Here is a 12,274-nt window from a genome sequence, read left to right as displayed (position 1 = left end):
TTCTCCGGCTCGGCGTCAGGCGCCGTCTCGTCGGGCGGCGCGGTGGATCGCGGTCGCGAGCTGCTGATCGTACGCGGCCTGATCGATGGAGTACGGCGCTTCGCCGCCCTCGACGTAGCGGTGCATCGCGACGAGGATGCGGGCCAGGGAGATCTCGTCGTCGGCGAGACGGGCGGGCGCGAACTCGTTCGCCGAGAGCGACATCCCCTCGAAGCTGTACCCGCGAAGGAACATGCCCTCGTGGTTGCCGGCGCCGCCGGTCTCGAGGCGCACGAGGTCGCTGACGACGGGACGGTCGAACGACGCGAGATAGCGCACGCGCGTGTCGCGCAGCTCGCCGCGGCTGCCCCGCACGAGGACGCTCGGCGAGCGGATCCACGACCGGTACTGCTGGTCGTCGAAGTCGTACTGCAGCACGGCGCCGTCGAACTCGAGCACGGCGATCGTGCGCGTCGTCGTGACGACCCGCTCCTCCCGCGGATCTCCCGAGCGGCTCGGACCCTCCACGATCGGCGACGGGATGTGGAACGCCGTGATCGAGCGGGGCTGCTCGAGCCCGGTGCCGAGCAGGAGCCGCCCGACGCTGATGCCGTGGTAGTCGTGGGCGACCGCCACGCAGACCTGGGAGACGTCGCCGAGGTACTCGCCGCGCACGATCGCGAGCTGCGCTGCGATGAGGGGCTCGAGGTGGTACTGCTCGGCGACCTGGATGCGCGCTCCTGCGCGCTCGAGCGCTCGCGCCGCGTCGATCGCCTCGTCGTGGGGTGCGAGAGGCGTCTCCGTCAGCACGGGGATCCCGCGCTCCGCGAGCGCGGCGAGCAGTGCGGGGGTCGCCGAGGCATGGACGGACACGACGGCGAAGTCGGGGCGGGATGCCGCGAGCCCGTCGAGCGAGGACCACGCCGTCACCCCCCACTCGGCCGCGAACGCCGCGCCCGCACTCGCGGTCCTGGGTGCGAAGACCCCCTCCAGGCGCAGCCGATCGGGCAGCGCCGCCGCGACGCGCGCGAAGGCGTGGGCGCGGAAGCCCGTGCCGACGAGGGCGAAGCGTGCCGTCATCGCTCGTCGAACGGCGAGGGACCGAGCTCGTCGACGAGAGCCTGCATCTTCGCGTACGCGCGGTTGCGGTACGCGACGAGCTCGGGGATGCGGTCGGCGGCGACGTCCCGGAAGCCGCCTCCCGTCTTCGTGCCGAGCCTGCCCGCCTCGACGAGCGCCGACAGCGACGGGGGCGTCGCGAAGCGCTCGGCGAACTCGGTCTGGAGGGAGCTGTAGCAGAACGCGTAGACGTCGAGCCCCGCCATGTCGGCGATCGCGAACGGGCCGAAGAACGGCAGGCGGAACCCGAAGGTCGTGCGGACGATCGCGTCGATGTCCTCCGTCGAGGCGACGCCCTCGTCGACGAGCTGCGTCGCCTCGTGGAACAGCGCGTACTGCAGGCGATTGAGCACGAACCCCGTCGCATCGGTCACGCGCGCGGGCGTCTTGCCGATTCCGCGCAGGAGCTCCTCGACGGGCGGGATGCGGTCGGGGTCGGTGCCAGGGTGCGGGATGACCTCGACGCCGGGGATGAACGGCGCGGGGTTCGAGAAGTGCACGCCAAAGAACCGTCCGGGGTTCTCGACGGCACCGGCGAGGAGCTCGATGCGGATCGTGGACGTGTTGCTCCCGATCGTCGCCGTGGGGGCTGCGGCGCTGATGCGGCGCAGCGTCGCGTGCTTGACGTCGATGATCTCGGGCACGGCCTCTTCGATGAAGTCGGCGCCGGCCACGGCATCCTCGATCGACTGTGCGGCCGTGACATGAGCGGCCACGGCATCGGCGGAGCCCGGCGCGAAGAGCCCTTCGGCCTGGAAGTCGCGCGCCTCCTGGACGATGCGGGCGAGGTTGGATGCGGCGATGTCGTGCGAGACGTCGGCGAGGCGGACCTCGTGGCCGGCGCGCGCGAACAGCTGCGCGATGCCTCCGCCCATGTAGCCCGAGCCGACGATGGCGATGATGCTCACGGTGTGCCTTTCAGATCTGGACCGGAGAGTCGGGAATGGCCGCGACCTTCGCCGCGGAGCTGGATCGGGGGTCGAAGCGGTAGTCGAGCCACTCGGACACGAGCCTCTTGGCGAGCTCGAGGCCGATCACGCGCTGGCCCATCGTGAGCACCTGCGCGTTGTTGCTCAGGACGCTGCGCTCGACCGAGTAGCTGTCGTGCGCCGTCACCGCCCGGATGCCCGAGACCTTGTTCGCGCTGATCGCGACGCCCAGCCCCGTCCCGCACACGAGGAGGGCGCGGTCGGCCTCGCCCCGGGCGACCCGGGTCGCGGCCTCGACCGCGACGAGGGGATAGTCGGTGTGCTCGTCGCTGCCGACGCCGACGTCGACGACCTCCGCGACGCGGGCGTCCGCGAGCAGCTGCGCCTTGAGGGCCGACTTGTACTCGAAGCCGGCGTCGTCGGATCCGACGACGATGCGCCAGCCGCCGGGGGCGGGTGAGGTCATGCGAGTGCTCCTTCCGCGACCGTGGTGGAGATCGCTGTCGTGATGAGGGCGAGGGAGGTCGCGCCCGCGTCGGGGTGCCCGATGCTCTTCGCGGCGAGCGGGCGCGCGCGCCCGAGCCGGGGCGCGAGCTCGGAGGTCGCCGCTGCGGCGGCGGTCGCGGCATCCGCGGCGTCCGCGAGAGCCTGTGCGGGCGGCGCATCGTGCGCCGCGGCATCCTCGAGCCGCTCGACATACGGCACGAGGGCGTCCACCATCGTCTTGTCTCCGGGTCGTGCGCCGCCCAGGGCCACGATCCGGTCGAGCGCCGCGCGCGCTGCGACGGCCGCGCCGGTCGTCGTGTGCGGTGCCGCGTCGAGCGCCCCGCCGATGGCGTGCAGCGCGGCTCCCCAGAGGGCGCCCGACGTGCCGCCGGCCTCCTCGCTCCACGCGTCTCCCGCCGCCGCCAGCGTCGCCGCGAGCCCTGCGTGTCGGGTCGCGACGGCCGCGGCGACGGCCGCGTCGATCCCGCGGGTCATGCCGACGCCGTGGTCGCCGTCGCCCGCGTACGCGTCGATGCGTCCGAGCTCGTCGGCATGCGCGTGCAGCGTCGATTGCGCGGCGCGGAGGAGCTCCAGCGCGACGCCGGCGGCGGCGCGGGACTCCTCGCTCGCGTCGGGCGCGGCGTGGGTCCGCGCGGCGAGCTCGACGCGGCGGCCGGGCCCCCGCCGGGGCGCGACGGCGCCCTTGCGGTACGCGGGGGAGTCCGCGGCATCCGTCCACAGGGACTCCAGCTCGGGTGTGAGCCACAGGAGCGTCACGGAGGCGCCGGCCATGTCGAGACTCGTGACGAGCTCGCCGGCCTCGGGCTCCACGATCGTGACGCCTTCCGCCGTGAGGCGCTGGGCGACGGCCCGGTAGAGGATGAACAGCTCCTCGTACTTGACGGTGCCCAGTCCGTTGACGAGGACGACGGCGCGGTCGCCCCGCTCCGGAGGCACGTCGGCCAGGAGCGGGTCCAGCAGATGGGTCGCGAGCTCGTCAGCCGTGCACGACGGCACGTCGCGGATGCCGGGCTCGCCGTGGATGCCGAGCCCTATCGACATCATCCCGTCCGGCACGGTGAACAGGGGCTCGGCGGCGCCGGGGAACGTGCATCCGCCGAACGCGACGCCGAGCGATCTCGTCCGCCCGTTCGCGACGCGCGCCACCCGCTCGACCTCGTCGAGCGTCCAGCCCCGCTCCGCCGCTGCGCCGGCGATCTTGAAGACGACGAAGTCGCCCGCGATCCCGCGCCGCTTCTCGATCGCGTCGGCGGGCGCGCTCGCGATGTCGTCCGTCACGAGGACGGTGCGGGCATCCACCCCTTCGGCGCGCAGCCGCTCCTGCGCCTGACCGAAGTGCAGCACGTCGCCGGCGTAGTTGCCGTAGCTGAACAGGACGCCGGCACCGGACTGGGCGGCGCGGGCGACGCGGTACGCCTGACCTGCGGAGGGCGACGTGAAGATCTGGCCGCATACGGCGCCTGCCGCAAGGCCCGGGCCGACGACGCCCGCGAAGGCGGGGTAGTGCCCGGATCCTCCGCCGACGACGACTGCGACCTGGCCGTCGGACACGCCGTCCGCCCGCACGACGCCGCCGTCGACGCGGGCGACGCGGTCGGAATGCAGCGCGACGAAGCCGTCGAGCGCCTCGGCGACGAAGTCGGACGCCGCATTGAGCAGACGGGTCATCGCGTGCCCTCCCGCGTGCGGGCGTCGCTCAGTTGACGCACGCGACTGGGCGCGCTCGCGTAGCCGGCGTCGAGGGGCAGGACCTGTCGCCGCAGGTAGTCGCGGTTCGCCGCGCACACGCCGAGGCCGTCGCCCCCGTAGTTCTCCGTGCAGATGACGCCCTGGAACCCCTGCGAGATCGCGTGGCGCACCGCCCACCGATAGTCGATGAGCCCCGCCTCCATCGTCGTGGGGAACGCGGCGTAGTGGTCGCGGTCGGGGTTCTCGTCGCGGGCGTAGTTCTTGACGTGCCAGAAGTTCGTGTACGGAGCGGTCTTCTCGACGAGCTCGCGCCAGTCCTCGATCGGCCGGTGCAGCCGCACGAGGTTCCCGATGTCGGGGTTGAGTCCGACGCTGTCCAGACCGATGTCCTCGACGAGCCGCACCGCCGAGTCGGCCGTGCCGAGGAACGTGTCCTCGTACATCTCGAGCGACATCAGGATGCCGAGCTCCTCGGCGTGCCGGCCGAGCTCGCGCAGCCGGACGACGGCGAGCTCCCAGTCGGCGGGGTCGTCGACGTGGCCCTGAGCGGTCCAGAACCAGAGCCGCTCCTTCTGCTGCGGCGTCAGCGCCTGGTGCAGGCCGAACGACACGGTGCGGATGCCGAGCGCGGTCGCCGCATCGAGGGTCCGGTGGCTGTACGCGAGGTTGTCGTCGCCGTGCGCGCGGTCTATGACGCTCCGGCGGATCGCCGAGACCGACGCGAGACCGAGGCCCCGGCCGTGCGCCGCCGCAAGGAGCTCCTCGTGGCGCTCGGCGTCGAGGTCGGCAGGGCGCAGCCACCCGTCGGTGAGGTCGACGTGGTCGAAGCCGGCGCGCGCGATGTCGGCGAACACGGCATCCCACTCCTCGGCGGGCGCCGCGTGCACGTCGAGCGCGCCCGGTCCCGCGAAGTAGAGCGTCGCGGCCGCGATGGGCCACGTCCGGGCGGTGAAGCGATCAGGGGACAACGTCGGCCTCCGTCGTGAGGATGCGCCGCGCGGGGACGCGGCGGGTGGGTCCGGTGAAGCGGAAGCTCGCGCGCGCGGGTCGGTCCCCGCTGGAGAGCCCCGCCTCGAGGTGGATGAGTCCCGGTTCGACGACGCGGTGGCCGGCGATGCCCGTGAACGAGAACCGGTCGGCGTGGGCGCGGAACTCCACGACCGCCTCTGCGCCGGGAGCGAGCTCGACGCGGCGATAGCCGATGAGCTCGACGACGGGTCGCGTCACGGTCGCGACGGGGTCGCTCGCGTACAGCTGCACGACGGCGGCTCCGGCGCGATCGCCCGTGTTGCGCACGCGCACGCGAGCGGCCACGTCGCCGTCGGTCGGCACGAGATCGCTCGAGAGCTCGAGCCCGCCCATCTCGAACGTCGTATAGGTCAGCCCATGGCCGAACGGGAAGGAGGGAGCGACCTCGATGTTGCTGATCCGCTCGCCGTCGTGGCGCAGCGCGGGACCGAGGTAGGTGTGCGGCATTCCCGCGCTGGACCGCGGGATCTCGACGGGAAGGCGCCCGCTCGGCGCGACGCGTCCCGACAGGACGCCGGCGATGGCCTGCGCGCCCTCGACGCCCGGCATGAAGGCCTGCACGAGAGCGGCCGCGCGGGCGCGGAATCGCTCGATCGCGTACGGACGACCGGAGAGGACGACGACGACGACGGGCGTTCCCGTCTCGAGGAGGGCCTCCAGGAGCTCGCCCTGAACGCCGGGCAGCTCGAGGTCGGCGGCGTCGCAGCCCTCGCCCGAGGTCCCCTTGCCGAACATGCCCGCCCTGTCGCCGACGACGGCGACGACGAGGTCGGCCGCACGCGCCGCGTCGACGGCCGCCGGGATGCCCGACCGGTCGCGGTCCTTGAGGGGCACGCCGTCCGCGACGGTCAGCGCGGATGCGGGGAACTCCGCCGCGAGGGCGTGCGCGAGGCTCACGACCGGAAGACCAGGCGCGAGCTCGGGATGCCGCGGCAGCACGTGGTTCGGATACGAGTAGCAGCCGAGCAGCGCGCGCACGTCCGCCGCGGTCGGACCGATCACCGCGACGCGCGGGGGCGCCGCCGTGATCGGCAGGACGTGCGTCCGGTTCTCCAGGAGCACGACGGACTCCTCCGCGAGAACGCGCGCGAGCGCGCGGTTGCGCGGCGAGTCGAGGTCGGCGTCGGGGTCGCCGCCCGGCTCCCAGTCGGGGTCGAGAAGCCCGAGCTCGATCTTCTGCCTGAGGATGCGGCGGGCCGCGCGATCGACGAGGTCCTCGGAGACCCGGCCCGCGCGGACGAGTCCGGGAAGCCCGCCGAACGCGCCCATGTCGGGGAGCTCGACGTCCATCCCGGCGACGAGGGCGAGCGCCGCGGCGTCGTCGACCGTCTCGGCGACGCCGTGCTTGGCCTTGAGGAACGGGATGGCCCAGTAGTCCGACACGACGGTGCCCTCGAAGCCCCACTCCTCGCGGAGGAGCCCCGTCAGGAGCCGCTCGTCGGCGGCGGCGGGGACGCCGTCGACCTCTGCGTACGAGTTCATGACCGACCGTGCTCCGCCTTCGCGCAGCGCGTGCTCGAAGGGCGGCAGGAGCACGTCGGCGACCTCCCGCGGTCCGGCTGACACGGGAGCGTGGTTGCGGCCCCCCTGCGACGCCGAGTACCCGGTGAAGTGCTTGAGCGTTGCGACCACCCCGGCCGACTCGACCCCTCGCACGAACGCGGAGCCGATGGTCGCGACGAGGTACGGGTCCTCGGCGATCGTCTCCTCCGTGCGGCCCCACCGGTAGTCCCGGGTGACGTCCAGCACGGGAGCGAGGCCCTGATGCACGCCGACGGCGCGCAGGTCGTCGCCGATCGCGCGGCCCAGCTGCTCGACGAGCTCGGGGTGGAACGTCGCGCCCCACGACAGCGGCGCGGGATAGACGGTCGCGCCGAGCGTCGTGAAGCCCGTGAGGCACTCCTCATGCGCGATGGCGGGGATGCCGAGCCTGCTCGCCCCGGCGACGTGCCGCTGTGCGGCCTGGAGCTTGCGCACCCCGTCGGCCGCCGTGACGGGCGTCGTGCCGAACACGCGCGTGAGGTGCCCGATGCCGTCGCGCACGACGTGCTCGAAGGGCGGCCGGCCGTCGGAGAAGACGTCCTGCATGGGAGCGATGACCTCTCCCGCGCCGCGCTTGTCGTCCCAGAAGCTGCCGAGCTGCGCGACCTTCTCGTCGAGGGTGAGGGCCGCCAGGAGGGCGTCTGCGCGCTCCTCGACGGACAGCTCCGTGTTCCGCCACGGCGGCATGCCGCCAGGCGTGGGCTCCCGCGCCCACGTGTGGGATGTCGACATCTCGGTGTCAGGCTTCCTTCCCGGGTGCCGCCGTGGTGCCGCGGACGACGAGGGTCGTGGCGAGCTCGATGTGGCGCGACGCGGGCTCGCGGCCCTCGGCGGCGTCGAGCACCGTGCGCAGCGCGACGCCGCCCATGTCGAACAGCGGCTGGCGAACGGTCGTGAGCGGGGGCGTCGACCACGACGCGAGGTACGTGTCGTCGTAGCCGACGACGCTGAGGTCGCGGGGGACGCTCAGTCCCTGGCGGCGAGCCGCCTCGAGGATGCCCATCGCGCTCGTGTCGCTCGCCGCGAAGATCGCGGTGGGGCGGTCGTCGCGCGCGAGCCACTCCTCGCCGACCTCGATCCCGGCTTCGTAGTCGAACGTCGCGAAGCGGACGAGATCCTCGTCGACCGCGATCCCTGCCGATGCGCAGGCGGCGCGAAACCCGTGCAGGCGTGCGACGGCGGCGATCGACTCGCGCCTGCCGCCCATCGCGCCGATGCGCGTGTGACCGAGAGCGATCAGGTGCTCGGTCGCCGAGTAGCCGCCGGCCCAGTTCGTCGAGCCGACGCTCGGGACGTTGCGATTCGTCAGGTCGAGCGGGTCGATGACGACGACGGGGAGATGTTCCTGCGTCAGGCCCGCGATGTGGCCGGGACCCAGCTGCGCCGTGAGGATGATCGCGCCCGTGCGGCCTGCCCTGGCCAGGCGCTTGGCCCAGTCGCCGGGGGCGAGCCACCCGGAGTCGGGCGCCGCACGGTGGAAGCGGCTCACGACGACGTCGACGTCCGCGGTCTCGGCGGCCAGCGCCACGCCGCGGAGGACCTCCATGGCGTACGCCGTGCCGAGCTGGTCGACCATGACCTCGACGCTGCGCGTGGTCGTGGGCGGCCGGACGTGACGCTTCGTGTAGCCGACCTCGTCGAGCGCGCGCTGCACGCGCTCCCGGGTCTCGAAGGAGATGTCGGGGTGTCCGTTGATGACCTTGGACACGGTCGGCTGCGAGACGCCCGCGAGCTCGGCGACGTCGAACAGCGTCGCGCGTCGAGGACGGTCCCCGCGGCCTTCTGACGCGTCTGCGTTCTTCATCACGAAACCTTTCGGCAAGCTTTGCGGCGAGCTTAGGGCAGGATGCCGCGATCTCACAAGAGCGGAGTTTCCCCGCATCCTGCGGCCTGTGCCATCGCAAGGGCGAACCAGACTCGTGCAGATAGTCCTTGACGTTCCCCGAATGTAATCGTTATCGTAGCCACATCCTCAGACAGTTTGCGAATATATTCGTGGAGTCTGAGGGCGGCCGCGTCAGCGGCGATCAATGAAGATCGGGAGGCAATTCGATGACGAAGACAAGGGCGAGGGCAGCCGCGGGAGCGCATCGCGCCCGTGGCGCGGCGGACGGGAGCGCGTGAGATGTCCGTCCTCTCGGAGCTCTCGTCGCTCCGGCGCACGGGCGGACGCGAGGTCCGCCAGGCGGGTCGCCGGCGGCTGCGCCGCGACGGCCCGATAGCGCTCTTCTTCCTGGGGCCGTGGTTCATCGGGCTCTTCGCCATCACGGCAGGGCCGCTCGTGTCGTCGCTCTACCTGTCGTTCACGGACTTCGACCTGCTGACGAACCCGCAGTGGATCGGCATCCAGAACTACGTCCAGATGTTCGCCGACGCCCGGTGGTGGAAGTCGCTGCAGGTGACGTTCACGTACGTCGCCATCGCGATCCCGCTGCAGCTCGCGTTCGCGCTCTTCCTCGCGCTCGTGCTCGACAAGGGCCTTCGCGGGCTCTCGTTCTACCGCTCGGTGTATTACCTGCCCTCGCTGCTCGGCGGAAGCGTCGCGGTCGCGATCCTGTGGCGTCAGCTGTTCGGCCGGGACGGGCTCATCAACCAGTTCCTCGCGGTGTTCGGGATCGAGGGGCCCGGCTGGGTGGCCCATCCCGACACGGCGCTGGGAACGCTCATCATCCTGGGCGTGTGGATGTTCGGCTCGCCGATGGTCATCTTCCTCGCGGGCCTGCGGCAGATCCCGGACATGTACTACGAGGCGGGGGCGCTCGACGGGGCCGGCAAGTGGCGTCAGTTCTGGAGCATCACGTTCCCGCTCCTGACACCCATCATCTTCTTCAACCTCGTGCTGCAGATGATCGGCGCCTTCCAGAGCTTCACGGGTGCGTTCATCGTCAGCAACGGCACGGGAGGACCCGCGGACTCGACGCTGTTCTACACGCTCTACCTCTATCAGGAGGGCTTCGGCGGACTGCGGATGGGCTACGCGTCCGCGATGGCCTGGATCCTCCTCCTCATCATCGGCGCCTTCACCGCGCTCAACTTCCTCTTCTCCAAGTACTGGGTGCACTATGACGACTGAAACGCGCGCGACTGAGACCCGGACGATCGAGACGCCTACGACCACGACGCGCGCTCTCGTCGCGCCGGGAACGAGACGGGCCCGCACGACCTTCCGCCGGCCCGCATCGTGGCGGGTCGTGGGCAAGCACGTGCTGCTCATCGTGTTCGGGATCGCGATGATCTATCCGCTCCTGTGGATGGTCGCGAGCTCCTTCAAGCCGGACGAGATCATCTTCCGCGATCCGTCGCTCATCCCGAGCAAGCTCGACTTCGGGAACTACATCGACGGCTGGAACGCCCTGAGCCGGCCGTTCGGGCACTTCATCGTCAACTCGCTCATGGTCGTGCTCGGGTCGGTGATCGGCAACCTCATCGCCTGCTCGCTCGCCGCCTACGCGTTCGCGCGGCTCGAGTTCCGCACGAAGAACCTGTGGTTCGCGATCATGCTCGTCACGATCATGCTGCCGATCCACGTCATCATCGTTCCGCAATACGTGCTGTTCGCGCAGCTCGGATGGATCAACACCTTCCTACCGCTCATCGTGCCGAAGTTCCTCGCGACCGACGCGTTCTTCATCTTCCTCATGGTGCAGTTCTTCCGCGGCATCCCGAAGGAGCTCGACGAGGCGGCGCGCATCGACGGAGCCGGACACATCCGCATCTACTGGCAGATCATGCTGCCGCTCGCGGTGCCGGCGCTCGCGACGACCGCGATCTTCACGTTCATCTGGACGTGGAACGACTTCTTCTCGCAGCTGATCTTCCTGACCAACCCCGACAACCACACCGTGACGGTGGCCCTCCGATCCTTCGTCGACAACACGGGCGAGAGCTCGTGGGGCGAGCTGTTCGCGATGTCGACCGTCACCCTCATACCGATCTTCGTCGTGTTCCTGTTCGGCCAGAAGTACCTGGTCCGCGGGATCGCGACGACGGGGATCAAGTGATCTCCGATCCCGGCGCGGGAGCGCCGGTCCCGTCGAACCCTCGCGGCGCAATCGAGCACCCTGCGCCGCACACAGTGCAAAGGAGCATCATGAACACAGCACGCTCATCCTCCAGGCGGATCCTCCGCCGGTCTGCCGTCGCGGGCATGGCGGCGCTCGCCGTGGGCCTCAGCGCGTGCGCCGTCCCCGGGGGAAGCGCGACTCCCGTCGCCGACGACCCCGACGAGCCGGCGTCGATCCGGTTCTACTGGTGGGGATCGGACGCCCGCAACGAGCGGATGCAGCAGGCGATCGACCTCTTCGAGGAGGACAACCCGAACATCACCGTGACGGGCGAGTTCGCGGAGTGGGGCGGCTACTGGGACAAGCTCGCGACCTCGGTCGTGGGGGGCGACACCCCCGACGTCTTCATGCAGGAGGACCGGTACATCGCCGACTACGCCCGCCGCGGCATCCTCGCCGACCTCGGCGCGATCGGAGTCGAGACGGGAGACATCGACGAGTCGCTCCTGACGGCCGGCGCCATCGACGGCACGCAATTCGGCATCCCGACCGGCTCGAACGTCTACTCCGTCATCGCCAACCCCGCGCTCTTCGAGGCGGCGGGCGTCGAGCTGCCCGACGACGACACGTGGACGTGGGACGACTACGTCGACATCGCCACGCGGATCCACGACGGCACCCCGGGAGGGCAGGTCTACGGCACGTCGGATGCCACCTACAACGAGGTCGGCTTCAGCGTGTACGCGCGCCAGCACGGGCAGTCGCTGTTCGACGAGGACGGCGAGCTCGGCTACGACGACGATCTGCTCGAGGAGTGGTTCCAGCGCTCGCTGGACCTGCAGGCGTCGGGCGGGCAGCCGCCGGCCGACTCGGCGGCGAGCCTCGACCTGCTCGACTCGCCCATCGCGAAGGGGTACGCGGCCATGAACATCACGTGGTCGGCGCAGCTCGGAGCCCTCTCGACGGCCGTGGGTCAGGATCTCACGATCCTCAAGATGCCGGGCGAGTCGGAGTTCACGAAGCCGGGCATGTTCTACAAGCCGGGCATGTACCTCTCGGCGTCCGCCAAGACGAAGCACCCGTCCGCGGTCGCGAAGTTCATCGACTTCTTCGCGAACGACCCGCGCGTCGGCGGGATCTTCCTGACGGAGCTGGGTCTTCCCGGCAACGCGCCGGTGCGTGAGGCGATCCTGCCCAAGCTCACCCCCGTCGACCAGAAGTCCGCGGACTTCGTCGCAGGACTGGCCGATCACATCGTCAGCGCGCCGCCCGCGCTGCCGAACGGCGCCGGTGAGGTCGCGACGATCATCCAGCGCATCAACGAGCAGGTTCTGTTCGGCCAGCTCACGCCGGCGGATGCCGCGAAGCAGTTCCGCTCCGAGGTGGAGGCCGTCATAGGCTGACCCCGCACGGCGGGTGCCCGCGGCGGGCCGCCCGGGCACCCGCCACCACGACATCTCCACAACGTCACCCACA

The 12,274-nt window shown here is 71.0% G+C and carries 10 protein-coding genes; 3 read left to right on the top strand and 7 right to left on the bottom strand.

Annotation, left to right across the window (positions count from 1 at the left end; translation table 11 throughout):
- Positions 1-15: 15 nt before the first annotated feature.
- Genes FHS08_RS02220 through FHS08_RS02190 form a run of 7 tightly spaced genes read right to left on the bottom strand, consistent with a single transcriptional unit; the run spans position 16 to position 8,598 of the window.
- Positions 16-1,059 (bottom strand): Gfo/Idh/MocA family oxidoreductase, encoded by a 1,044-nt coding sequence (locus FHS08_RS02220; RefSeq protein ID WP_167035072.1) that lies wholly within the window; start codon positions 1,057-1,059, stop codon positions 16-18.
- Positions 1,056-2,006, bottom strand: coding sequence for a 3-hydroxyacyl-CoA dehydrogenase NAD-binding domain-containing protein (locus tag FHS08_RS02215; protein WP_170283277.1), 951 nt, complete (start codon positions 2,004-2,006; stop codon positions 1,056-1,058). The genes FHS08_RS02220 and FHS08_RS02215 overlap by 4 nt, the downstream gene beginning before the upstream one ends.
- 10 nt (positions 2,007-2,016) lie before the next feature.
- Positions 2,017-2,493, bottom strand: coding sequence for a ribose-5-phosphate isomerase (locus FHS08_RS02210; RefSeq protein ID WP_167035070.1), 477 nt, complete (start codon positions 2,491-2,493; stop codon positions 2,017-2,019).
- Entirely contained in the window at positions 2,490-4,202 is a 1,713-nt protein-coding gene (locus FHS08_RS02205; protein ID WP_167035067.1) for a dihydroxyacetone kinase family protein, read from the bottom strand. Before FHS08_RS02205 ends, FHS08_RS02210 begins: the two co-directional genes overlap by 4 nt.
- Positions 4,199-5,191: a sugar phosphate isomerase/epimerase family protein gene (locus tag FHS08_RS02200; protein WP_167035065.1), complete on the bottom strand. Its 993-nt coding sequence runs from the start codon at positions 5,189-5,191 to the stop codon at positions 4,199-4,201. The genes FHS08_RS02205 and FHS08_RS02200 overlap by 4 nt, the downstream gene beginning before the upstream one ends.
- Positions 5,181-7,526 carry a glycoside hydrolase family 3 N-terminal domain-containing protein gene (locus FHS08_RS02195; RefSeq protein ID WP_243847194.1) on the bottom strand — a complete coding sequence of 782 codons (2,346 nt, stop codon included), beginning with the start codon at positions 7,524-7,526 and terminating at the stop codon, positions 5,181-5,183. The genes FHS08_RS02200 and FHS08_RS02195 overlap by 11 nt, the downstream gene beginning before the upstream one ends.
- A 7-nt stretch (positions 7,527-7,533) precedes the next feature.
- Positions 7,534-8,598 carry a LacI family DNA-binding transcriptional regulator gene (locus tag FHS08_RS02190; RefSeq protein ID WP_167035063.1) on the bottom strand — a complete coding sequence of 355 codons (1,065 nt, stop codon included), beginning with the start codon at positions 8,596-8,598 and terminating at the stop codon, positions 7,534-7,536.
- A gap of 321 nt (positions 8,599-8,919) precedes the next feature.
- Here FHS08_RS02190 and FHS08_RS02185 point away from each other — a divergent pair, with 321 nt between their 5' ends.
- The 3 genes from FHS08_RS02185 to FHS08_RS02175 all read left to right on the top strand — a co-directional run bounded on the left by FHS08_RS02185 (position 8,920) and on the right by FHS08_RS02175 (position 12,201).
- Entirely contained in the window at positions 8,920-9,867 is a 948-nt protein-coding gene (locus FHS08_RS02185; protein WP_167035061.1) for a carbohydrate ABC transporter permease, read from the top strand.
- Positions 9,857-10,795: a carbohydrate ABC transporter permease gene (locus tag FHS08_RS02180; protein WP_167035059.1), complete on the top strand. Its 939-nt coding sequence runs from the start codon at positions 9,857-9,859 to the stop codon at positions 10,793-10,795. The genes FHS08_RS02185 and FHS08_RS02180 overlap by 11 nt, the downstream gene beginning before the upstream one ends.
- Before the next feature lie 89 nt (positions 10,796-10,884).
- Entirely contained in the window at positions 10,885-12,201 is a 1,317-nt protein-coding gene (locus FHS08_RS02175) for an ABC transporter substrate-binding protein (RefSeq protein ID WP_167035057.1), read from the top strand.
- Positions 12,202-12,274 lie beyond the last annotated feature (73 nt).

This window comes from Microbacterium ulmi (genome assembly GCF_011759705.1).
In the GTDB taxonomy this organism is placed as follows: Bacteria; Actinomycetota; Actinomycetes; order Actinomycetales; family Microbacteriaceae; genus Microbacterium; species Microbacterium ulmi.
This window is presented reverse-complemented; position numbering and strand designations above follow the sequence as displayed.